Here is a 20,958-nt window from a genome sequence, read left to right on the forward strand (position 1 = left end):
TTTGAAACCCTTGTCGTTATTGGGTTTGCGCTGCGCTATCATAGCAACGCCGTACCGCGGGGTGGCCGCCGGCAAGCCGGACGGCACGTCGCGCGGGCCAGGATTCGGCGCTGTGTCGTCGGAGTCTGACTCTCGACGGCACGGTTCGCGCACGTATAATCGGCGCGTTCGCGCTGTTCGTGTCAAACCTAACCTGAAAAAGGAACCTTAATGAACAAACAGGAACTGATCGACGCCGTCGCCGCCCAAACGGGCGCCAGCAAGGCTCAAACCGGCGAAACGCTGGACACGCTGCTCGAAGTCATCAAGAAGGCCGTGTCGAAGGGTGATGCGGTTCAGCTGATCGGCTTCGGCAGCTTCGGTTCGGGCAAGCGCGCAGCACGTACGGGCCGCAACCCGAAGACGGGCGAAACCATCAAGATCCCGGCAGCCAAGACGGTCAAGTTCACGGCTGGCAAGGCGTTCAAGGACGCCGTCAACAAGCGTTGATTCAGCGCCTGTTCCAGGAAAAAAACCCGCCGAGAGGCGGGTTTTTTGTTGGGCGCTCGCAGCATTTTCGCCACAGTTCGCGCCACTCTTGCAAGATTTAACGGTTGCTTTTCGCAGGCCGTTTTTTTACCGCGTATTACGCGTGCACGATCTGCGCGTCCGGATCTTCGTCGTCGTGCGCGTCGACATCCCATGCCGGGAACGGATCGTCGAACGCGGTCCATTGCGCCGCACCGAGCGTGAATTCCGCATCGGTGAGCAAGCATGCGTCGAGTTTCGCGCGCCATGCATCGGCATCGAGCCCGATGCCGATCAGCACGAGTTCCTGACGGCGATCGCCGACCGAACGGTCGTCGAGGTCGCCCTGCCACTCCGTGCGAATTTCGGCGAGCAACTCGTCATCGTCCGGCCATTCCGAGCGATCCTGCGCGGCCCACCAGAGGCCTGCCGGGCCATGCCGGCACACCCCGCCCGCCTGCGACAGCGAACCCGCGATGTCGTTGCGCGTCGCCAGCCAGAAGAAGCCCTTGCTGCGCAGCACGCCCGGCCACTCCTGATGCAGCAGCGCCCAGAGTCGTGCCGGATGAAACGGCCGGCGCGCGCGGTAAACAAAATTGCCGATGCCGAATTCGTCGGCTTCGCCGTGCACATGCGCATGATGCGGATCATGGCACTCGGGATCGTCGCAATGCGTGTGATCGTGATCGAGCGACGCGAGCCAGCCCGGCGCGTTCGCGGCTTCGTCGAAATCGAAGCGCCCGGTGCTCAGCACTTCGTCGAGCGGCACGTTGCCGAACGTCGACACGACCTGGTGCGCGCGCGGGTTGAGCCGCGCGAGGATGTGCTGCAGGCGCACGAGTTCGTCGGCGCCGACGAGGTCGGCCTTGTTGATCACCAGCACGTCGCAGAATTCGATCTGCTCGATCAGCAACTCGACGAGCGTGCGATCGTCTTCGTCGGACGCCGCAATGCCGCGCGTCGCGAGCGCGTCGTCGGAGCCGTAGTCGCGCAGGAAATTGTAGGCGTCGACCACGGTGACGAGCGTGTCGAGCCGTGCGACTTCCGACAGTGATGCGCCGTCGTCGTCGACGAACGTGAAGGTTTCGGCGATCGGCATCGGCTCCGCGATGCCGGTCGATTCGATCACGATCGCGTCGAAGCGGCCGTCCGCCGCGAGATTGCGGATCTCGACGAGCAGGTCGTCGCGCAGCGTGCAGCAGATGCAGCCGTTCGACATCTCGACGAGGCGTTCCTCGACGTGCGACAGCGCCTGCGCATCGCGCACGAGCGACGCGTCGATGTTGACCGCCGCGAGATCGTTGACGATCACGGCGACTTTCAGGCCCGCGCGGTTCGCGAGGATGTGATTGAGCAGCGTGGTCTTGCCGGCGCCGAGGAAACCGGACAGCACGGTGACGGGCAACGGCTGGTTCATTGCCGGATTCATAACGATTTGCACCAACGGAAAAAATGAAAAAGCGGCCGCGGCGCCCTCGCGGGGCGCGATCGGCACGGGGCCGGTCGAAACTGCGGCGTGAGATCCGCATTGTGCATCAAACGCGCGCCGGCCGAGCGGCACGGCGTCACTGCGCGGGCGGCAGCAGCTTCCACTGCGTCAGGATCGCGGCGATCTGCCGCGCATACTTGTCGCGCAGCGACGGCGTTTCGGAATGATAGGCGCCGACCGCCTGCCAGGTGTTGCCGTAGCGATTCATCTTCTGGCGCAGATGCCACGCGGCGATATAGACGTTCTTGCACGGCTCCATCAGCGTGTCGCGGCCGATGCCGTAGCGCGACAGCGCCGGCAGGTGGATCGAATTGATCTGCATCAGGCCGTAGTCGACCGAGCCGTTGGTGTTCTTGTTCTGCGCGTCGGGCCGGTTGTGCGATTCCTGCCATGCGATCGCACGGAGGATCAGCGGATTGACCTTCTGGTACCGGGCGGCTTCGTCGAAACAATCCGCGCGAGCGTTTCCGCAGGCGAACCACACGCCGGCGGCGATCAACGCGATCGAGGCGAACCGTCTGTTCATGGAGCGGAAACGAAAAGGGAATGACGCAAAAAGTCGGGAAAACCCGTGTCTGTTATACGTACGACAGGAAACGCGCCACCCGTATCATACCGACAGTCCGTCCCGTGGCGACATGCGAAAGACGGCAGCCCGTTATACCGCATTTCCGTGTCGATTCATCGCGAAACGACGGCGCTGGCCGGAATGCCGAGGCAGCGCCGAATCCTTACATATTGCATACGGCATGCCGGATACATGTCGTATGTGAGACAGTCTTCGGATCAATGTGATATTTCGGACATGAAAAACTGCTAATGTCGCGCCTTTAGGACCTGGATCCCAGCACTACCGCCGGAAGTGGCCTGAGCCGGCATCGACCCATTCATCCATGACAAGAAATCGCTTCGTTATGCGGCGCATCGCCACGACCCTGATGGTCGCCGGCATGATCGTCTCGCAGGCCGCCTACGCTCAGGTCACGCTCAATTTCGTGAATGCGGATATCGACCAGGTCGCCAAGGCGATCGGCGCCGCGACCGGCAAGACCATCATCGTCGACCCCCGTGTGAAGGGGCAGCTCAATCTCGTGGCCGAACGGCCGGTGCCGGAAGACCAGGCACTGAAGACGCTGCAATCGGCGCTGCGCATGCAGGGCTTCGCGCTGGTGCAGGATCACGGCGTGCTGAAGGTCGTGCCCGAGGCCGATGCGAAGCTGCAGGGCGTGCCGACCTATGTCGGCAATGCGCCGCAGGCGCGCGGCGACCAGGTGATCACGCAGGTGTTCGAGCTGCGCAACGAATCGGCGAACAACCTGCTGCCGGTGCTGCGGCCGCTGATCTCGCCGAACAACACGGTCACCGCCTACCCGGCGAACAACACGATCGTCGTCACCGATTACGCGGACAACGTGCGCCGCATCGCGCAGATCATCGCGGGTGTCGACAGCGCCGCGGGCGCGCAGGTTCAGGTCGTGCCGCTGCGCAACGCGAACGCGATCGACCTTGCCGCGCAGCTGCAGAAGATGCTCGACCCCGGCGCGATCGGCAACAGCGACGCGACGCTGAAGGTCTCGGTCACGGCCGACCCGCGCACCAACTCGCTGATGCTGCGCGCCTCGAGCGCCTCGCGCCTCGCGGCTGCGAAGCGCCTCGTGCAGCAGCTCGACGCGCCGAGCGCGGTGCCCGGCAACATGCACGTCGTGCCACTGCGCAACGCCGATGCGGTGAAGCTCGCGAAGACGCTGCGCGGGATGCTCGGCAAGGGCGGCAACGACAGCGGCTCGTCCGCGTCGTCCAACGATGCGAACAGCTTCAACCAGGGCGGCGGTTCGTCGTCGAGCGGCAACTTCTCGACCGGCACGTCGGGCACCCCGCCGCTGCCGTCCGGCGGCCTCGGCGGCTCGTCTTCGTCGTCGACCTACGGCAGCGGTGCGTCGGGCAGCGGCGGGATCGGCAGCGGCGGCCTGCTCGGCGGCGACAAGGAGAAGGGCGACGACAACCAGCCGGGCGGGATGATCCAGGCCGACTCGGCGACCAACTCGCTGATCATCACCGCGTCGGACCCGGTCTACCGCAACTTGCGCTCGGTGATCGACCAGCTCGACGCACGGCGTGCGCAGGTCTATATCGAAGCGCTGATCGTCGAGCTGAATTCGACGACGCAGGGCAACCTCGGCATTCAGTGGCAGATCGCGAGCGGCCAATTCCTCGGCGGCACGAACCTGGCGGCCGCGGCCGGCAACGTGGCGGGCAACAGCATCATCAACCTGACGACCGGCGGCACCGCGGCCACCACCGGGCTGGCCGCCAATCTCGCGAACCTGAACCAGGGCCTCAACATCGGCTGGCTGCACAACATGTTCGGCGTGCAGGGCCTCGGCGCGCTGCTGCAGTACTTCGCGGGCGTGAGCGATGCGAACGTGCTGTCGACGCCGAACCTGATCACGCTCGACAACGAGGAGGCGAAGATCGTCGTCGGCCAGAACGTGCCGATCGCGACCGGTTCGTATTCGAACCTGACGAGCGGCACGACGAGCAACGCGTTCAATACCTACGACCGTCGCGACGTCGGCCTGACGCTGCACGTGAAGCCGCAGATCACCGACGGCGGGATCCTGAAGCTGCAGCTGTACACGGAGGATTCGGCGGTCGTCAGCGGCACCACCAGCGCGCAGACCGGCCCGACCTTCACGAAGCGCTCGATCCAGTCGACGATCCTGGCCGACAACGGCGAGATCATCGTGCTCGGCGGCTTGATGCAGGACAACTACCAGGTGTCGAACAGCAAGGTGCCGCTGCTCGGCGACATCCCGTGGATCGGCCAGCTGTTCCGCTCCGAATCGAAGCAGCGGCAGAAGACCAACCTGATGGTGTTCCTGCGCCCCGTGATCATCTCCGATCGCAGCACCGCGCAGGAAGTCACGGCCAACCGCTACGACTACATCCAGGGTGTCACGGGCGCGTACAAGTCGGACAACAACGTGATCCGCGACAAGGACGATCCGGTCGTCCCGCCGATGCCGCTGGGCCCGAGCCAGGGCGGCACGCCGGCCGGGAACCTGTTCGACCTCGACAAGATGCGTCGCCAGCAGATGCAGCGTCAGGTCGCGCCGGTCCCGGCCCAGCCGCTGCCGGAGCAGACGCCCGTGCAGCCGCAGAGCGTGCCGCGGCAGTCGGTGCCGCAACAACCGCTGACCGCCACGCCGGGAGCCTCGCAGTGAGTGAAGTACTCGCGTCCTCGCCCCAGGACGGCGCGCCGGGCGAACGGCAGCCGCCGTCGCCGCTCGCCGCGCGGCTGTTGCCGTACGGCTTCGCGAAGAGCGGCCAGGTGCTGATCGCGCACCAGCTCGACGACACGCTCGAGGTATGGATCAGCGAACGCACGAACGATGCGGCGCTCGCCGAAATCGCGCGCAACTTCGGCTCGATCTCCGTGCATCGCGTGCCGGCCGACGAGCTCGCGCAGGCGATCAACCAGGCCTATGCGCGCCAGGACGGCAGCGCGGCGCAGATCGTCGGCGAGGTCGAAGGCGAAGTCGACCTGTCGCGGCTGATGCAGGACATCCCCGAAGTCGAGGATCTGCTCGAATCGGAAGACGACGCGCCGATCATCCGGATGATCAACGCGCTGCTCACGCAAGCGGCGCGCGAGCAGGCATCGGACATTCACATCGAGCCGTTCGAGAATGCGTCGGTCGTGCGGTTTCGCGTCGACGGCACGCTGCGCGACGTCGTGCGTCCGAAGAAGGCGCTGCACGGCGCGCTGATCTCGCGGATCAAGATCATGGCGCAGCTCGACATCGCCGAGAAACGCCTGCCGCAGGACGGCCGCATCACGCTGCGCGTCGGCGGCCGGCCGGTCGACGTGCGGGTGTCGACGCTGCCGACCGGGCACGGCGAGCGAGCGGTGCTGCGTCTCCTGGAAAAGGATGCGCAGCGCCTGAACCTGGAAGCGCTCGGGATGGGCCGCGACACGCTCGTCCAGTTCGACAAGCTGATCGGCCGCCCGCACGGGATCGTGCTGGTGACGGGCCCGACCGGGTCGGGCAAGACGACGACGCTGTATGCGTCGATGTCGCGGCTCGAAACCGCGACGACCAACATCATGACCGTCGAGGATCCGATCGAATACGACCTGTCCGGCATCGGCCAGACGCAGGTGAACGAGCGGATCGGGATGACCTTTGCCCGTGCGCTGCGTTCGATCCTGCGCCAGGACCCGGACGTGATCATGATCGGGGAAATCCGCGATCTCGAAACCGCGCAGATCGCGGTGCAGGCATCGCTGACGGGCCACCTCGTGCTCGCGACGCTGCACACCAACGACGCGGCATCGGCCGTCACGCGCCTGACCGACATGGGCGTCGAGCCGTACCTGCTCGCGTCGTCGCTGCTCGGCGTGCTCGCGCAGCGCCTGGTGCGCCAGCTCTGTCCGGTGTGCAAGGAAGAACGGCACGAGGAAGGCCGCACCGTGTGGCATCCGGTCGGCTGCGACAAGTGCGGGCATTCGGGCTATACGGGCCGGCGCGGCGTCTACGAACTGCTGGTGGTCGACGATTCGATCCGCACGCTGATCCACCGCAACGCGGCCGATGCGGAGATTCTCGCCGCCGGGCGCGCGGAAGGGATGCGCACGCTGCGCGACGACGCCGAGCGCTGGCTCGCGGCCGGCGCGACGTCGCTCGAGGAAGTGCTGCGCGTGACGGGAGGCGCATAGCGCGATGCCGGCATTCCGTTTCGAAGCAATCGATTCGGCGGGACGCGCGCAGAAAGGCGTGATCGATGCCGACAGTGCGCGCGGCGCGCGCGGCCAGCTGCGCACGCAGGGGCTCACGCCGCTCGTCGTCGAGCCGGCCGCCAGCGCGACCCGCGGCGCACGCTCGCAGCGGCTCGCGTTCGGCCGCAAGCTGTCGCAGCGCGAACAGGCCATCCTCACGCGCCAGCTCGCGAGCCTGCTGATCGCGGGGCTGCCGCTCGACGAGGCGCTCGGCGTGCTGACCGAGCAGGCCGAACGCGACTACATCCGCGAACTGATGGCCGCGATCCGCGCCGAGGTGCTCGGCGGCCATTCGCTCGCGAATGCGCTGGGCCAGCATCCGCGCGACTTCCCGGAAATCTATCGCGCGCTCGTCGCGGCGGGCGAGCACACCGGCAAGCTCGGCATCGTGCTGTCGCGCCTCGCCGACTACATCGAGCAGAGCAACGCGCTGAAGCAGAAGATCCTGCTGGCGTTCACGTATCCGGGGATCGTCACGCTGATCGCATTCGGCATCGTCACGTTCCTGCTGAGCTACGTCGTGCCGCAGGTCGTCAACGTGTTCGCCAGCACCAAGCAGCAGCTGCCGCTGCTGACGATCGTGATGATGGCGCTGTCGGATTTCGTGCGGCACTGGTGGTGGGCGATCCTGATCGCGGTCGCGCTCGTCGTGTGGTTCGTGAAGGCGACGCTGTCGCGCGACGGGCCCAGGCTCGCGTTCGACCGCTGGGTGCTGACCGCGCCGCTCGCGGGCAAGCTCGTGCGCGGCTACAACACGGTGCGCTTCGCGAGCACGCTCGGCATCCTGACCGCGGCCGGCGTGCCGATCCTGCGCGCGTTGCAGGCGGCCGGCGAGACGCTGTCGAACCGCGCGATGCGCGCGAACATCGACGATGCGATCGTGCGCGTGCGCGAAGGCTCCGCGCTGTCGCGCGCGCTGAACAACGTGAAGACGTTTCCGCCGGTGCTCGTGCACCTGATCCGTTCCGGCGAGGCGACGGGCGACGTGACGACGATGCTCGACCGCGCGGCGGAAGGCGAGGCGCGCGAGCTCGAGCGGCGCACGATGTTCCTGACGAGCCTGCTCGAGCCGCTCCTGATCCTGGCGATGGGCGGCATCGTGCTCGTGATCGTGCTGGCCGTGATGCTGCCGATCATCGAGCTGAACAACATGGTGCAGTGACGGCCTGACCGCCGGTCAGGCCACCACCGTTCAACGCATGTAGATCGCGGGGGACGGCGTGTTCGCGGGGAGCTGGACTTCGGCGCGTGCGCCGTTGCGGTCGACGATGATCGAGCGGCTGCGGACTTCGGCGAGCTTCGCGCCGGGCGTGAGCTCCGTGCCGAGCGACACGGCACGCGGCGGTTCGCCGCCGATACCGACGATCGCGGCGGCGCCACGATCGAGCGAGAGAATGCCGAACAGGTGGATGTCCTGTACGGGATTCTTGTCGAGCTGTCCGCCGAAGAGCGCGGCGGCGTCCTCGGTGCGGATCGGCAATCGCGCGGCGGCGGCGGGCAGCGGCGCTTCGCGGGCGGACAGCGTGACGACCCAGTAGGTGGCCGTCGCGCACAAACCCGCGAAGAGGGCGAGGGAGAGGATCCGGATCGAGAGCGCGTTCATGCGCGCTATTGTACGGATGTATATGAAATTTGCGTTGGGTGAAAGCCCTCGGCAATGCGCGCCTTACAATGCGTGCTCCGCGCCCGGGGTATCGGAAGCTTGCTGTCAGGCAATCGTCCGGAATGCGCCGGGTGCGTCACTCAATCGACGATATTTTTTGGAAAGAGGTAGTCAGTCATGCAAACGTGGATCACTCGCCGTAATGCGGCCGTGCGCCGTCAGCGCGGTTTCACGCTGATCGAGATCATGGTGGTGGTCGCGATCCTCGGGATCCTGGCGGCACTGATCGTGCCGAAGATCATGAGCCGTCCCGACGAGGCGCGCCGTATCGCCGCGAAGCAGGACATCGGCACGGTCATGCAGGCGCTCAAGCTGTACCGTCTCGACAACGGCCGCTATCCGACCCAGGAGCAGGGCCTGAACGCGCTGATCCAGAAGCCGTCCACCGATCCGATCCCGAACAACTGGAAGGACGGCGGCTATCTCGAGCGTCTGCCGAACGATCCGTGGGGTAACGGGTACAAGTACCTGAACCCGGGCGTGCACGGCGAGATCGACGTGTTCAGCTACGGCGCCGACGGCAAGGAAGGCGGGGAAAGCAACGATTCCGACATCGGTTCGTGGCAGTAAGCCTGCGCTGACCGGCCCCACACCCGTTCCCGCTTGTCAATTTCATGCCCGCCCTTCGCACGTCCTTGCGCTCCGCTCGCGCTCGCCGCGACGACCGCGTGTGTCGCGGCGCGGCCGCGGCACGCGCGCACGCACGCGGTTTCACGCTGCTCGAGATGCTGGTCGTGCTCGTGATCGCGGGCCTGCTGGTGTCGCTCGCGTCGCTGTCGCTGACGCGTAACCCGCGCACCGACCTGCGCGAGGAAGCGCAGCGCATCGCGCTGCTGTTCGAGACGGCCGGCGACGAAGCGCAGGTGCGCGCGCGCCCGATCGCGTGGCAGCCGACCGAGCACGGCTTCCGTTTCGACGTAAGCTCGCCCGACGGCTGGCGCACGCTGCGCGACGACCTGCTGCGCCCGCGTGACTGGGACGGCGGCGTCACGGGCGCCGATATCGATTATCCGGGGGCCGACACGCGCGCGAGCCGCGTCGTGTTCGGCACCGAAAGCATCGACACGCCGGTACGCGTGACGCTGCATTCGGCGGTCGGCAGCGCGACGATCGTCGGCACCGGCAACGGCCGCTACGAGGTGCAATGACGATGCGTCGTCGCCTGCCCTTCCCGGCTTCTTCTTCCCAAGGCTTCACGATGATCGAGGTGCTGGTCGCGCTCGCGATCATCGCGGTCGCGCTCGCCGCGTCGATCCGCGCGGTCGGGACGATGGCGACCAATGCATCCGACCTCCACCGCCGGCTGCTCGCCGGCTGGAGTGCCGACAACGCGCTCGCGCAGCTGCGGCTCACGCATGCGTGGCCGGAGGTCGGCGAGCAGAGCTTCGATTGCTCGCAAGGCAACGTGCAGCTGATGTGCACGCAGCGCGTGAGCACGACGCCGAACCCGGTGTTCCGGCGCGTGCAGGTGTCGGTGAGCATGCCGGGGCGCGCCGGCGTGCTCGCGCAAATGGTGACGGTGGTCGCGAATGAAACCAGCCGTCCGCTCTGACGCGCCGATGCGGCGCCGGCCCGTGCGCTCCGTCGGCTCGCGCCGCGTGCGGGGCTTCACGCTGATCGAACTGATGATCGCGATCGCGATCCTCGCGGTGGTCGCGATCCTCTCGTGGCGCGGGCTCGACCAGATCATGCGCGGCCGCGACAAGGTCGCGTCCGCGACGGAAGACGAGCGCGTGTTCGCGCAGATGTTCGACCAGATGCGCATCGACGCGCGGCTCGCCGCGACCGACGACGAAGCCGGCCAGCCGGCGATCGGCGTCGCCGGCAACACGCTGCAGATCGTCCGCGAACTCGACGTGCCGGGCGCCGCGCCGCGGCTGCAGGTGGTCCGCTACCGGATCGCCGGCGGGCGTGTGGTGCGCTATGTGTCGCCGCCGCTCGACGACGCGAACCGCTTGCGCGACGTGCTGAAGGACAGCAGCGTCGACGGCTGGAGCTGGGTGGCGCTGATGGGCGGGGTCGGTGCGATCGACGCGAAGCTGTACGTACCGCGCGTCGGCTGGACCACCAACCTGCAGACGGCCAACGACGCGCTGTCGCAGAACAACGATGCGCTGAAGGTGCCGCAGATCGGCAACGCGCCGCCGGCGCGCGCGGTGACGGGGCTGCAGGTCAGCATCGGCGCGACGTCGCTGCGCGTGCCCGTCACGCGCATCTTCCTCGTCGGGGAATGACGATGCGCACGCGCCCTCCCCGTTCCCGCTTCGCCGCACGCGCGCACGCACGCCGCGAGCGCGGCGCGGCGATCATCACCGCGCTGCTCGTCGTCGCGCTGTCGGCGATCCTCGTGTCGGGGATGCTGTGGCGCCAGCAGGTGCAGATTCGCCGGATCGAGAACCAGCGCGTGATCGCGCAGGCGCAGTGGGTCGCGCGCGGCGCGCTCGACTGGACGCGCATGATCCTGCGCTCCGAAGGCGACACGGCGCCCGGCATCACCTATCTCGGCGGGATCTGGGCCGTGCCGATCGCGAAGACCAAGCTGTCGGACTTCCTCGGCCGGATCGGCGCGCCGAACGACAACGGCGGCGAAGACACCTATATCTCCGGATCGATCGAGGACGCGCAGGCGAAGTACAACCTGCGCAACCTCGTGTCGTCGCCGGCGCCCGGCGTGCTGCAGCTCAACGTGCTGCAGCTCCAGGCGTTCCAGCGGCTGCTGGCGACGCTCGGCTACGACGGCGCGCTCGCGAAGCGGATCGCGCTGCAGATGCGCGCGGGCCTGATGCATTCGGCGACGCGCTTCCAGACGCCGACGCTGCCCGGCGCCGGTACGGCAGCGACCGCGCCGGTGGCCGGCGGCGACCTGCAGGCCGGCAACTTCACCGACGAACCGGGGATGTCCGACGGCGACCGCGGGCCCGCGCCGCTCGTGATGACGGGCGTCGACAGCCTGCTCGACGTGGACGGCGTGACGCCCGAGATGGTCGCGCGGCTGCGCCCGTTCGTCACCGTGCTGCCGACCACGACCCCGGTGAACATGAACACGGCGCCGGCCGAGGTGATCGCGGCGCTGGTGCCGGGGATGAGCGTGTCGTCCGCGCAGGCGCTCGTGTCGCGCCGCGAGACCGTGTTTTTCCGCAACGTCGGCGACGTGCAGCTCGCGCTGCGCGGCGCCGGCGCGCCGAACGTGACGATCGACTCGAGCCTCGTCGACGTCAATTCCGGTTACTTCATCGTGCATGGCCGGATCCAGCACGATCGCGCGGAGGTGGATCGCACCTCGCTCGTGTATCGTGATCCGACCACGCACTCGACGCGGGTCGTGCGCATCCGCGACCAGCTATAACGACGCCATTCGGGAGAGGAGCTCTTGAGCACGCTGATTGTTTCTTTGCCGCCGCGCGAGCCGGCCGTGCCGTTGCAGGAGTGGCAGTGGCCCGAGCTGCCGTTCACGCTCGTGGACAAGGCCGGCCAGGTGCAGCGCGCGGGCCGCGCCGCGCTCGCGCTGCTGCCGCGCGCGAACGCGACGCTGCTGATCGTCGCCGCGCGCGACGTGCTGCTGCTGGCCGCGACCGTGCCGCCGCTCAAGGGGCCGAAGCTGCGCCAGGCGCTGCCCAACATCGTCGAGGATCAGCTGATCCAGGATCCGCTCGGCTGCCATATCGCGCTCGATCCGGTCGCATTGCCCGACGGCCGACGCGTGCTGGCCGTCGTCGACCGGGCGTGGTTCCGCACGATCTGCGACGCGTTCATCGGGGCCGGCCACCGGCGCCTGGGCGCGGTGCCCGCGACGCGCTGCCTTCCCGCGCCGCGCGCGTCGGCGCCAGCGCCGCTCGATGCGCCTGCCGACGGTGAGGCCGTCAAGGCCGACGCGATCGCGGACGCGGTCGAGCCGGCCGCCCGCCCGGCGACGGTGGCCGCGGTGCTCGGCCTCGCGACGGCGGTCGAACCCGCGCTCGTCGAAGCCGGCGCGCAGCCGGCCGCGCCCGGTGCGCCGCGCCTCGAACTCGCGGTCGCGCGTGGCGCGCTCGGCGAAGGTTTCGCGGCGCCCGCGTCGCGTGCCGGCGGCACGCTGGCCGCGCTCGCGGGCGGCGGCGACGTCGAACTGTACGAACTCGGCGAGCCGGGCGCGGAGCCGCGCCTCGCGTCGGTCGGACGCGCCGACGGCCCGCTGCTGCCGGGCGCGCAACCGCTGTCGTTCGACGCGTTCGCGCGGCGTGCGCTGACCGAGCGCTTCGATCTGTGCCAGTTCGAATTCGAATCGCAGCCGTGGCGCTTCGATCGCGCGACGGTGAAGCGCCTGCGCGTGCCGATCGCACTCGCCGCGGCAACGCTCGGCGTCGCGGTGATCGGGATGAACCTGCACTGGTGGAAGCTGTCGCGCGAGCGCGATGCGCTGTCCGCGCAGATCACCGAGACGCTCCTGTCCGCCTTCCCGAAGACGACGACGGTGCTCGATCCGCCCGCGCAGATGCAGCGCCAGCTCGACCAGCTGCGCCTCGCGGCGGGCGAGCTGTCGCCGAACGATTTCCTCGCGCTGTCGAGCGGGCTGTCGCGTTCGATGGGCGCGCTGCCGCTGAACGGAATCGCATCGCTCGATTATCACGACCGGCGGCTCGACGTCGGCTTCAAGCCGGAGGTCAAGGTCGACCCCGATTTCCCGCAGCGTCTCGCGCGCAACGGGCTGACCGGCGAAGTCGACAGCAGCACCGGCAAATGGACCATCCGGAGCCGTTCATGAAGATGGAACAACTGAACCAGACGCTGGCCCAGTTCTGGGGCGAGCGCACGCCGCGCGAGCGTACGCTGCTCGGCTGGGGCGGCGCCGTGCTGGCCGTCGCGATCGCGTATTCGGTGCTGTGGTCGCCCGCGCAGGAAGGCCGCGCGCGCATCCGGCACGCGCTGCCGACGATGCGCGGCGAGCTCGCGCAGATGACCGCGCAGGCCAACGAGGCGAAGTCGCTGACGGCCGCCGCGCAAGGCGTCGCGCCGACCGGCCTCGCGCTGAAGGACGCGCTCACCGCCTCGCTGTCCGATCACGGGCTGCCGGGCGCGCAGGTGCAGGTCGTCGGCAACGGCGTGCAGATCCAGATGAAGAACGTGCCGTTCCCGGTGTGGACGCAGTGGCTCGACGACGCGCGCCGGCAGTTCAAGGTGCAGGTCGGCGAAGCGCACGTGACCGCGCTGAAGGAAGACGGCCAGGTCGACCTGACGGCCGTGATGCAACCCTCGACGCAGAAATGACGCAGTGGATGAAACCAGCGGCGGCCAGCCGATGAGGCCGGGACTCAGGCGGCTCGTCGCCGCGCTGCCGTGGCTGGCGGCAGGCGGGCTCGCGACGGTGCTGACGCTCGTCGCACTCGCGCCGGCCGCGTGGATCGCGCCGCAGTTCGCGCGCGCGACCGGTGGGCACGTGAACCTCGTCGATCCGGACGGATCGCTGTGGCACGGTTCGGGCACGCTGATGCTCGCGCCGGGCGCGGACCAGGGCGCGGCGACGCTGCTGCCGGGCCGGGTCCAATGGACCACGCGCTTCTGGCCGCTGCTGACCGGACGCGTGCAGATGCGCATGCGGCAGACCGAGGCGATGCCCGACGCCGTCACGCTCGACGCGACGTGGCGCGGCGCGGTGCTGTCGGCGGGCGCGATGGCCGTGCCCGCGTCGCTGCTCGCGGGGCTCGGCACGCCGTTCAACACGCTCGACCTGCAGGGCGACGTGCGGCTCGGCTGGACCGACTGGCGGATGATCGGCAACAACGCGTTCGGCCAGCTGACGGTGACGATCGATTCGATGAGTTCGCGCGTGTCGCGCGTGAAGCCGCTCGGGTCGTACCGCGCGGTACTGCAGGCGAAGGGTTCGGGCGCCGATCTCGACCTGTCGACGACGCAGGGCCCGCTGTTCCTCGACGGGCACGGCAGCTTCGGCCCCGGCCAGGGTTCGTTTCGCGGTACCGCGCATGCGGCGCCCGAGCAGCAGCCTAACCTCGCGGGGCTGCTGAACCTGCTCGGCCATCCGATCGGCGACAACCAGGTGACGCTCACCTTCGGCGACGCGATGCGCTGAAGCACGCGGCGCCCTCTCCCTTTCCTTCCTACTTCTGCGCGAGCGGCACGGCGGCCGACGGTGCGGTCGCGGCCGGCGCCGCCGCACCGGACGCCGGCGCCGGTGCGGGCGCAGCCATGTCGCCCGTTTCGCGCGCCATGTCCGACGCATCCCAACTGCCGCCGAGCGCCTTCACGAGCCCGACCGACGACACCATCCGCTGCCCGGCGATCGTCGCGAGCTTCTGCTGCGCGGTGAACGCGGTGGTCTGCGCGGTCAGCACGTTCAGGTAGGCGACCGTGCCGGCCTTGTACTGGTTCGTGACGATCGCGAGTGCGTGCTCGGCGCTGTCGACGGCCTGCCGCTGCACGTCGACTTCCTGCGCGAGGATGCGCTGCGACGCGAGGTTGTCCTCGACGTCCTGGAACGCGGTGAGTACCGCGAGGCGATACGCGGCGACGTCCTGGTCGTAGGTCGCGCGTGCGGCATCGGTCTGCGCGGCGCGCAGGCCGGCGTCGAACAGCGTCGCCGCGAGTTGCGGGCCGACCGTCCAGAACCGCGCGGGCAGCGTGAACAGTTGCGACCACACCGAGCTCTGGAAGCCGCCGGTGGCCGACAGCGTGAGCGTCGGGAAGAACGCGGCGATCGCGACGCCGATCTGCTCGTTCGCGGCGGCCGCGCGGCGCTCGGCCGCCGCGATGTCGGGCCGGCGCTCCAGCAGCGCGGACGGCACGTCGACCGGCGTGATCGGCGGTTGCGCCGTGAGCGGGTTCGGCGGCAGCGAAAACGTCGACGCCGGTTCGCCGATCAGCGTTGCGATCGCATGCTCGTATTGTGCGCGCGCGACGCCGTTGTCGATCGACGCGGCCTGTGCGCTCTGCAGCTGCGTCTGCGCCTGGATCACGTCCGCACGCGCGGCGACGCCCTGCGCGTACTGGTTCTGCGTGAGCTTCAGCGATTCGCCGTACGACTTCACGGTGTCGTCGAGCAGCTTCTGCAGCGCATCGGACGTGCGCAGCTGGAAGTAGGTCTGCGCGAGCAGCGCCTGCTGCGACAGCCGCGCGTTCGCGAGATCGGCCGCGGCGGCCGCTTCGCCGGCGCGCTGCGCGCTGACGCTGCGGCTCACCTTGCCCCACAGGTCGGGCTCCCAGCTCGCGTCGAGGCCGACGCTGTAGCTGTTGCTGATCGACGAACTGCTGCCGAAGCTCGACGTGCTCGACGACGTTGACGTGCGGCCCGCGCGTGAGCGCGAGCCCGACGCGCTCAGCCCGACGGTCGGGAAATACGCGGCGCGGGCCTCGGTGACGAGCGCGCGGGCCTGCCGGTACGCGGCGGCCGATTGCGCGATGGTCTGGTTCGATGTGTTGAGCTTGCCGATCAGCGCGTCGAGTTGCGGATCGTCGTAGACAGTCCACCACGGGCCGCGGTCGGTCCGGTCGGCGGGCTGCGCGACCTTCCAGCCGGGCGGCGCTTCCTTGAAGGCGGCGGGGATCGACGTGTCGGGCCGGTGATAGTCGGGCCCGACGGCGCAGCCGGCGAGCAGCACGGCCGTCGCAACGGCGACGGCGGCGCTCAGCGGGCGAAGGGCGCGCGGGAGGGGGGCGTACGGCATCGTGGTTTTCCTGTCTGGGCGGGACGGCCGGCGGGCGGCGTCGCGCGGTGCGGTGATTCTGCCGCTGGCGGACAAATGGTAACTGACGGCGGGAAAGCCGCGCAGCCCCAAGGGTACGGTGCGCGGCGGCACGCATGTGTTACCGGCACGGCCGGCCGGTTTACCGGCCATTACGGATCGCTTGCGGGCGAGACGGGAAAGGCGCGCATCGCATGCGGCGCCGGGCCGCGGGCGCGGCCGGCGTTCAGTCGGGACGGCGGGAGCGGTGCGGCTTCAGTGGCAGTGCACGGGCACCGGAACGGGATCGGCGGCGGACCGCCATGTCGTCGACGGCTCCGTTGCTGCCGGCTGGCTCGTGCGGCGGGCCGCGCCCTTCGCGTTGCGCTGCCGGCGATGATCGAACCATGCGAACCCGAGCGCCGCGAGCGATCCGCCCGGTACCACCAGCATCGTCACGTACAGCGCGATCTTCCAGCCGCGGTGCGGCCCGGAGAACACATGATGAGCGGTATCGGTCAGGTTGCGGCGCAGCGCGCCGGCGGCATTTTTCAGGAACAGCATCGCGAACATCCTCGGGGGGCCCGGCAGCGCGGGCTAAGCGGTCAGAACATAGTCTCCGGCAGTGCGACATGCACGTCGTAACTGGTTGACTGAAATAATATTGACTAAGCAATCATTTTTCAAGATACTGGGCGCGTTCTGACCTGAAATGCACTGTTGCTGCGCGCGCAATCGCCATGAACGGCGGCCTCTACGATCCCGACACCATCGCACTGGAAACGAGCCTCGGTTATTACCTGACCAAGGCGCGGCAGGCGCTCGTCGAGCGGATGGACCGCGCGCTCGAGCCGTACGACCTCACCGCGCAGCAGATCGGCGTGATTCTGCTGCTGTCGCGCGGCTATGCGCGCACGCCGTTCGAGCTGTCGCGCAAGATGTCGTACGACAGCGGCTCGATGACGCGCATGCTCGACCGTCTCGAGCGCAAGGGCCTGGTCGCGCGCTCGCGCAGCGAGCAGGACCGCCGGGTGATCGAGCTGACGCTGACCGAGCGCGGCGCCGAGGCGGCCCGCGCGCTGCCGTCGCTGATCGCGACCGCGCTGAATGCGCAGCTCACCGGCTTCTCGGCCGACGAACTCGCGACGCTCACCGGCCTGCTGCAGCGGTTCATCGCCAACGGGCCCGGCGACACCGGCTGCCCGAAGCCCGACGAACCGGGCTGCTGAGCACGGGAGGCCCGATGTCTAGGTTAAGCATTCGCTTATTTCTCTGTCTGGGCAGAAGATGACAAGGCACATGCTCCGTCTCTTCCCTTACCCGTTCCACCCGGCCGGGCCGCGCGGTATCGCGCGCCCGTGCGTTGTGCCGGCGCGTCGTGCGCGCCGCGTCTAGGAGATTCCGATGTCCGCCACCACGGCATCCGCCGCGCCGCCTGCCGCCCAACCCGCGCCGCTGACCGGCGGCGCGCTCGCGCTCCTCACCGTCGGGCTCGCGCTCGGCACCTTCATGGAAGTGCTCGACACGTCGATCGCGAACGTCGCGGTGCCGACCATCTCGGGCAGCCTCGGCGTCGCGACGAGCGAAGGCACGTGGGTCATCTCGTCGTATTCGGTCGCGTCCGCGATCGCGGTGCCGCTGACCGGCTGGCTCGCGCGGCGGGTCGGCGAGGTACGCCTGTTCACGCTGTCGGTGCTCGCGTTCACGCTCGCGTCCGCGCTGTGCGGCCTCGCGTCGAATTTCGAGACGCTGATCGCATTCCGGCTGCTGCAGGGCCTCGTGTCGGGCCCGATGGTGCCGCTGTCGCAGACGATCCTGATGCGCAGCTACCCGCCCGCGAAGCGCGGGCTCGCGCTCGGGCTATGGGCGATGACGGTGATCGTCGCGCCGATCTTCGGCCCGCTGCTGGGCGGCTGGATCAGCGACAACTACACGTGGCCGTGGATCTTCTACATCAACCTGCCGATCGGCATCTTCTCCGCGGCCTGCGCGTACTTCCTGCTGCGCGGCCGCGAGACGAAGACGACGAAGCAGCGGATCGACGCGATCGGCCTCGCGCTGCTCGTGATCGGCGTGTCGTGCCTGCAGATGATGCTCGACCTCGGCAAGGACCGCGACTGGTTCAACTCGACCTTCATCGTCGCGCTCGCGCTGATCGCGGTCGTGTCGCTCGCGTTCATGCTCGTGTGGGAGGCGACTGAGAAGGAACCGGTGGTCGACCTGTCGCTCTTCAAGGACCGCAACTTCGCGCTGGGCGCGCTGATCATCTCGTTCGGCTTCATGGCGTTCTTCGGCTCGGTCGTGATCTTCCCGCTGTGGCTGCAGACGGTGATGGGCTACACGGCCGGCAAGGCCGGCCTCGCGACCGCGCCGGTCGGGCTGCTCGCGCTGGTGCTGTCGCCGCTGATCGGGCGCAACATGCACCGGCTCGACCTGCGGATGGTCGCGAGCTTCGCGTTCATCGTGTTCGCGGGCGTGTCGGTCTGGAATTCGACGTTCACGCTCGACGTGCCGTTCAACCACGTGATCCTGCCGCGGCTCGTGCAGGGGATCGGCGTCGCGTGCTTCTTCGTGCCGATGACGACGATCACGCTGTCGAGCATCTCCGACGAGCGGCTCGCGAGCGCGTCGGGGCTGTCGAACTTCCTGCGCACGCTGTCCGGCGCGATCGGCACCGCGGCCAGCTCGACGTTCTGGGAGAACGATGCGATCTACCACCACGCGCGGCTGTCGGAATCGGTGAGCGTCTACGCGCAGAACACGACCGACTACCAGGGCGCGCTCGCGCAGCTCGGGGTCGTCGGGCAGACGGCCAACGCGCAGCTCAACCAGCTCGTCACGCAGCAGGGCTTCATGATGGCGACCAACGACTTCTTCCACCTGTCGGCGGGCGTGTTCATCGCGCTCGCGGCGCTCGTGTGGATCACGAAGCCGAGGAAGGGTGCAGGGCCGGCGATGGGGCACTGAAACCGGCAGGACTGGCGACGGGTACTTTCGGCCTACGCGCTCGCCTTGCGTGGATTGCCGGGTTGAACTAAGCTAACAATGAAAGTGAACTTAGTTCAATTGGAGGGCGTGATGCAGACCTACAACATGCATGACGCGAAAACGAATCTGTCGCGTCTGATCGACGAAGCCGTGCATGCCGGCGAACCGTTCGTGATCGCAAAAGCCGGCAAGCCGCTCGTCAAGGTGGTTCCGATCGATATGCCGGACCCGGTCCGGCCGAGCCGGATCGGTTTCATGAAGGGGCAGATCCGCGTCCCGGACGATTTCGACACAATGGGGAGCGACGAAATCGGCAAGCTGTTCGAGGGTGACGCATGAAGTTGCTGCTCGACACACACTTGCTTCTTTGGGCGGCAGCCGGTGCGGCCGAGCTGCCCGCCCGCGCCAGCGCACTCATCGACGATCCCGCCTATACACCGCTTTTCAGCGTTGCGAGCCTCTGGGAGATCGTCATCAAGCGTGGATTGGATCGCGACGATTTCCAGGTGGACCCAAACGTGCTCCGCCGCAATCTTCTTGATGCCGGCTACGTGGAATTGCCGATCACGAGCGCGCATGCACTGGCGGTCGAACAACTGCCGTCGATCCACCGCGATCCGTTTGACCGTCTCCTGGTCGCCCAGGCGATCTCGGAGGGCATCACGCTGCTCACGCACGACCAAACCGTCGCGCGCTATCCGGGCCCGATCACACACATCTGATTGCGCCGGGCATCGGCCTGGCCTCACTCCCTCGCCCGCAACCCGCCAAACGCCAGGTCGTCGCCCGACGCGATCGGCAGCGTCGCCCGCGCGACCTCGAGCCAGGCACGCGCCGCGTGCGACAGGTAGCCCTTCTTCAGCCAGCCGAGCGCGATCGCCCAGGTGATCTCCGGCTCGACGATCGGCCGGCACGTGAACTGCCGCGCATCGAGCCGCCGGCAGTACGGCTCCGGCAACAGCGCGATGCCGACGCCCGCGTGCACCAGCGCGGCCATGAAGTCCCAATGACCGCTGCGGCTCACGATCGACGGCGTGAACCCGACCTGCCGGCACGCGTCGAGCACCGCATCGTGCAGCGCGAGGCTTTCCGCATAGAACACGAACGACTCGCGCGCGAGATCGGCGAGCGGCACGGCCGCGTGATCCTCCCAGCGCGACTCGCGTGGCGCGACGAGCCACAGCGGCGCGCGCACCATCGGCAGCCGGTCGAACGTGTCGGGGTCGACCGGCTCCAGCAGCCCGCCGAGCTCCAGCTCGCCCGACATCAGCGCGGCCTCGATCATTCGCGCACCCTGCTCGAACAGCTTCAGCTCGATGTTCGGATAGCGCTGCTTGTACGCGGCGATGATCGGCGTGAACAGCGACCCGCCGAGCGGCGGAATGCCGATCGTCAGCTCGCCGCGCCCGAGCGTGCCGAGATCCTTCAGCTCCGACTGCAGCTGCGCCTGCGCGGCGAGCACGTCCTGGCCGCGCTGGAACACGATCCGCCCCGCGTCGGTCAGCACCATCTGCCGGCCGTCGCGCAGCAGCAGCGGCGAGCCGATCTCGTCCTCGAGCGCCTTCACCATCTTGCTGATGGTCGGCTGCGTGACGAACAGGCGGTCGGCGGCCGCCGTGAAGCTCTGCTGACGGACCACCTCGACGAAGTACCGCAGTGCGCGCAATTCCATCGATCACTCCCCAGATTGGTGCGGCGAACCCAAAGCGAATTCCGAATTGGAATGACAAGGATAGAGACAAGTCATTTTATTTATGGTTAGGGGAAACCCTATACTCACACCATCAACGGAATATCTGTATGGAGAATTGAAATGAACGCGTCCCACCCGTGAACGTGAGAGCAGAAGCAGGAGGTGGATCCTCGCGGGCCAACGGCA

22 protein-coding genes are annotated in these 20,958 nt (G+C 68.1%); 16 read left to right on the forward strand and 6 right to left on the reverse strand.

Translation table 11 applies throughout. The annotated features are described in order from the left end of the window. Positions 1–210: 210 nt before the first annotated feature. Positions 211–489 carry an HU family DNA-binding protein gene (locus DIE22_RS22035; protein ID WP_006401505.1) on the forward strand — a complete coding sequence of 93 codons (279 nt, stop codon included), beginning with the start codon at positions 211–213 and terminating at the stop codon, positions 487–489. A 136-nt stretch (positions 490–625) separates the two neighbouring features. On the opposite strand, the gene DIE22_RS22040 is transcribed toward DIE22_RS22035, so the two are convergent. Beyond that, positions 626–1,936, reverse strand: a complete 1,311-nt coding sequence (locus DIE22_RS22040; RefSeq protein ID WP_124499661.1) for a GTP-binding protein — start codon at positions 1,934–1,936, stop codon at positions 626–628. Positions 1,937–2,072: 136 nt separating this feature from the next. Next, a complete protein-coding gene (locus DIE22_RS22045; RefSeq protein ID WP_124499660.1) occupies positions 2,073–2,522 on the reverse strand; it encodes a lytic transglycosylase domain-containing protein in 450 nt (149 codons plus the stop codon). A 367-nt stretch (positions 2,523–2,889) separates the two neighbouring features. Between DIE22_RS22045 and gspD the strand changes: the two genes are divergently transcribed. Genes gspD through gspF form a run of 3 tightly spaced genes read left to right on the forward strand, consistent with a single transcriptional unit; the run spans position 2,890 to position 7,938 of the window. Next, positions 2,890–5,220 carry a type II secretion system secretin GspD gene (gene gspD / locus DIE22_RS22050; protein WP_124606101.1) on the forward strand — a complete coding sequence of 777 codons (2,331 nt, stop codon included), beginning with the start codon at positions 2,890–2,892 and terminating at the stop codon, positions 5,218–5,220. After that, a complete protein-coding gene (gspE, locus tag DIE22_RS22055; RefSeq protein ID WP_124499658.1) occupies positions 5,217–6,716 on the forward strand; it encodes a type II secretion system ATPase GspE in 1,500 nt (499 codons plus the stop codon). Before gspD ends, gspE begins: the two co-directional genes overlap by 4 nt. 4 nt (positions 6,717–6,720) lie before the next feature. Further along, the gene (gspF, locus tag DIE22_RS22060; RefSeq protein WP_124499657.1) at positions 6,721–7,938 is read left to right on the forward strand and encodes a type II secretion system inner membrane protein GspF; all 1,218 of its coding nucleotides are present in this window, start codon (positions 6,721–6,723) and stop codon (positions 7,936–7,938) included. Positions 7,939–7,968: 30 nt separating this feature from the next. Here gspF and DIE22_RS22065 read toward each other — a convergent pair whose 3' ends face one another. Then, positions 7,969–8,379 carry a general secretion pathway protein GspC gene (locus DIE22_RS22065; protein WP_124499656.1) on the reverse strand — a complete coding sequence of 137 codons (411 nt, stop codon included), beginning with the start codon at positions 8,377–8,379 and terminating at the stop codon, positions 7,969–7,971. Positions 8,380–8,556: 177 nt separating this feature from the next. Between DIE22_RS22065 and gspG the strand changes: the two genes are divergently transcribed. Genes gspG through DIE22_RS22105 form a run of 8 tightly spaced genes read left to right on the forward strand, consistent with a single transcriptional unit; the run spans position 8,557 to position 14,503 of the window. Continuing rightward, positions 8,557–9,009: a type II secretion system major pseudopilin GspG gene (gene gspG, locus DIE22_RS22070; RefSeq protein WP_124499655.1), complete on the forward strand. Its 453-nt coding sequence runs from the start codon at positions 8,557–8,559 to the stop codon at positions 9,007–9,009. 44 nt (positions 9,010–9,053) lie between these two features. Continuing rightward, the gene (locus DIE22_RS22075) at positions 9,054–9,587 is read left to right on the forward strand and encodes a GspH/FimT family pseudopilin (protein ID WP_124499654.1); all 534 of its coding nucleotides are present in this window, start codon (positions 9,054–9,056) and stop codon (positions 9,585–9,587) included. After that, positions 9,584–9,991 (forward strand): type II secretion system minor pseudopilin GspI, encoded by a 408-nt coding sequence (gene gspI, locus DIE22_RS22080; RefSeq protein WP_124499653.1) that lies wholly within the window; start codon positions 9,584–9,586, stop codon positions 9,989–9,991. The genes DIE22_RS22075 and gspI overlap by 4 nt, the downstream gene beginning before the upstream one ends. After that, the gene (locus DIE22_RS22085) at positions 9,969–10,673 is read left to right on the forward strand and encodes a type II secretion system protein J (protein ID WP_124499652.1); all 705 of its coding nucleotides are present in this window, start codon (positions 9,969–9,971) and stop codon (positions 10,671–10,673) included. The genes gspI and DIE22_RS22085 overlap by 23 nt, the downstream gene beginning before the upstream one ends. 2 nt (positions 10,674–10,675) lie before the next feature. Then, the gene (gene gspK / locus DIE22_RS22090) at positions 10,676–11,785 is read left to right on the forward strand and encodes a type II secretion system minor pseudopilin GspK (protein ID WP_124499651.1); all 1,110 of its coding nucleotides are present in this window, start codon (positions 10,676–10,678) and stop codon (positions 11,783–11,785) included. A gap of 24 nt (positions 11,786–11,809) precedes the next feature. Continuing rightward, positions 11,810–13,180, forward strand: coding sequence for a type II secretion system protein GspL (gene gspL / locus DIE22_RS22095; RefSeq protein WP_124606102.1), 1,371 nt, complete (start codon positions 11,810–11,812; stop codon positions 13,178–13,180). Then, entirely contained in the window at positions 13,177–13,683 is a 507-nt protein-coding gene (gene gspM, locus DIE22_RS22100; protein ID WP_124606103.1) for a type II secretion system protein GspM, read from the forward strand. Before gspL ends, gspM begins: the two co-directional genes overlap by 4 nt. Before the next feature lie 31 nt (positions 13,684–13,714). Further along, on the forward strand, positions 13,715–14,503 hold the full coding sequence (locus DIE22_RS22105) for a type II secretion system protein N (protein ID WP_124499717.1): 789 nt from the start codon (positions 13,715–13,717) through the stop codon (positions 14,501–14,503). A 28-nt stretch (positions 14,504–14,531) separates the two neighbouring features. Here DIE22_RS22105 and DIE22_RS22110 read toward each other — a convergent pair whose 3' ends face one another. Continuing rightward, complete coding sequence (locus DIE22_RS22110; protein WP_124606104.1) at positions 14,532–16,094, reverse strand: efflux transporter outer membrane subunit; 1,563 nt, start codon at positions 16,092–16,094, stop codon at positions 14,532–14,534. Between the two features lie 273 nt (positions 16,095–16,367). Next, positions 16,368–16,655 carry a multidrug ABC transporter ATPase gene (locus tag DIE22_RS22115; protein ID WP_124499647.1) on the reverse strand — a complete coding sequence of 96 codons (288 nt, stop codon included), beginning with the start codon at positions 16,653–16,655 and terminating at the stop codon, positions 16,368–16,370. 176 nt (positions 16,656–16,831) lie between these two features. On the opposite strand from DIE22_RS22115, the gene DIE22_RS22120 reads away from it, so the two are divergent. From DIE22_RS22120 to DIE22_RS22135, 4 genes are all read left to right on the forward strand, one after another. Continuing rightward, positions 16,832–17,320, forward strand: coding sequence for a MarR family winged helix-turn-helix transcriptional regulator (locus DIE22_RS22120; protein ID WP_124499646.1), 489 nt, complete (start codon positions 16,832–16,834; stop codon positions 17,318–17,320). A 175-nt stretch (positions 17,321–17,495) separates the two neighbouring features. After that, entirely contained in the window at positions 17,496–19,058 is a 1,563-nt protein-coding gene (locus tag DIE22_RS22125; protein WP_124499645.1) for a DHA2 family efflux MFS transporter permease subunit, read from the forward strand. A 111-nt stretch (positions 19,059–19,169) separates the two neighbouring features. Continuing rightward, complete coding sequence (locus DIE22_RS22130) at positions 19,170–19,418, forward strand: type II toxin-antitoxin system Phd/YefM family antitoxin (RefSeq protein ID WP_124499644.1); 249 nt, start codon at positions 19,170–19,172, stop codon at positions 19,416–19,418. After that, positions 19,415–19,801 carry a type II toxin-antitoxin system VapC family toxin gene (locus DIE22_RS22135; protein ID WP_124606105.1) on the forward strand — a complete coding sequence of 129 codons (387 nt, stop codon included), beginning with the start codon at positions 19,415–19,417 and terminating at the stop codon, positions 19,799–19,801. Before DIE22_RS22130 ends, DIE22_RS22135 begins: the two co-directional genes overlap by 4 nt. A 23-nt stretch (positions 19,802–19,824) precedes the next feature. On the opposite strand, the gene DIE22_RS22140 is transcribed toward DIE22_RS22135, so the two are convergent. Next, positions 19,825–20,751 carry a LysR family transcriptional regulator gene (locus DIE22_RS22140; protein WP_124499642.1) on the reverse strand — a complete coding sequence of 309 codons (927 nt, stop codon included), beginning with the start codon at positions 20,749–20,751 and terminating at the stop codon, positions 19,825–19,827. Between the last annotated feature and the right edge of the window lie 207 nt (positions 20,752–20,958).

Source organism: Burkholderia sp. Bp9142 (assembly GCF_003853415.1).
In the GTDB taxonomy this organism is placed as follows: Bacteria; Pseudomonadota; Gammaproteobacteria; order Burkholderiales; family Burkholderiaceae; genus Burkholderia.

Bases quoted from the DNA above. Each gene is read 5' to 3' on its own strand.
- DIE22_RS22035 (WP_006401505.1), top strand. From the start codon at position 211: ATGAACAAACAGGAACTGATCGACGCCGTCGCCGCCCAAACGGGCGCC.
- DIE22_RS22040 (WP_124499661.1), bottom strand. From the start codon at position 1,936: ATGAATCCGGCAATGAACCAGCCGTTGCCCGTCACCGTGCTGTCCGGT.
- DIE22_RS22045 (WP_124499660.1), bottom strand. From the start codon at position 2,522: ATGAACAGACGGTTCGCCTCGATCGCGTTGATCGCCGCCGGCGTGTGG.
- gspD (WP_124606101.1), top strand. From the start codon at position 2,890: ATGACAAGAAATCGCTTCGTTATGCGGCGCATCGCCACGACCCTGATG.
- gspF (WP_124499657.1), top strand. From the start codon at position 6,721: ATGCCGGCATTCCGTTTCGAAGCAATCGATTCGGCGGGACGCGCGCAG.
- DIE22_RS22065 (WP_124499656.1), bottom strand. From the start codon at position 8,379: ATGAACGCGCTCTCGATCCGGATCCTCTCCCTCGCCCTCTTCGCGGGT.
- gspG (WP_124499655.1), top strand. From the start codon at position 8,557: ATGCAAACGTGGATCACTCGCCGTAATGCGGCCGTGCGCCGTCAGCGC.
- DIE22_RS22075 (WP_124499654.1), top strand. From the start codon at position 9,054: ATGCCCGCCCTTCGCACGTCCTTGCGCTCCGCTCGCGCTCGCCGCGAC.
- gspI (WP_124499653.1), top strand. From the start codon at position 9,584: ATGACGATGCGTCGTCGCCTGCCCTTCCCGGCTTCTTCTTCCCAAGGC.
- DIE22_RS22085 (WP_124499652.1), top strand. From the start codon at position 9,969: ATGAAACCAGCCGTCCGCTCTGACGCGCCGATGCGGCGCCGGCCCGTG.
- gspK (WP_124499651.1), top strand. From the start codon at position 10,676: ATGCGCACGCGCCCTCCCCGTTCCCGCTTCGCCGCACGCGCGCACGCA.
- gspM (WP_124606103.1), top strand. From the start codon at position 13,177: ATGAAGATGGAACAACTGAACCAGACGCTGGCCCAGTTCTGGGGCGAG.
- DIE22_RS22105 (WP_124499717.1), top strand. From the start codon at position 13,715: ATGAGGCCGGGACTCAGGCGGCTCGTCGCCGCGCTGCCGTGGCTGGCG.
- DIE22_RS22110 (WP_124606104.1), bottom strand. From the start codon at position 16,094: ATGCCGTACGCCCCCCTCCCGCGCGCCCTTCGCCCGCTGAGCGCCGCC.
- DIE22_RS22115 (WP_124499647.1), bottom strand. From the start codon at position 16,655: ATGCTGTTCCTGAAAAATGCCGCCGGCGCGCTGCGCCGCAACCTGACC.
- DIE22_RS22120 (WP_124499646.1), top strand. From the start codon at position 16,832: ATGAACGGCGGCCTCTACGATCCCGACACCATCGCACTGGAAACGAGC.
- DIE22_RS22125 (WP_124499645.1), top strand. From the start codon at position 17,496: ATGTCCGCCACCACGGCATCCGCCGCGCCGCCTGCCGCCCAACCCGCG.
- DIE22_RS22130 (WP_124499644.1), top strand. From the start codon at position 19,170: ATGCAGACCTACAACATGCATGACGCGAAAACGAATCTGTCGCGTCTG.
- DIE22_RS22135 (WP_124606105.1), top strand. From the start codon at position 19,415: ATGAAGTTGCTGCTCGACACACACTTGCTTCTTTGGGCGGCAGCCGGT.
- DIE22_RS22140 (WP_124499642.1), bottom strand. From the start codon at position 20,751: ATGGAATTGCGCGCACTGCGGTACTTCGTCGAGGTGGTCCGTCAGCAG.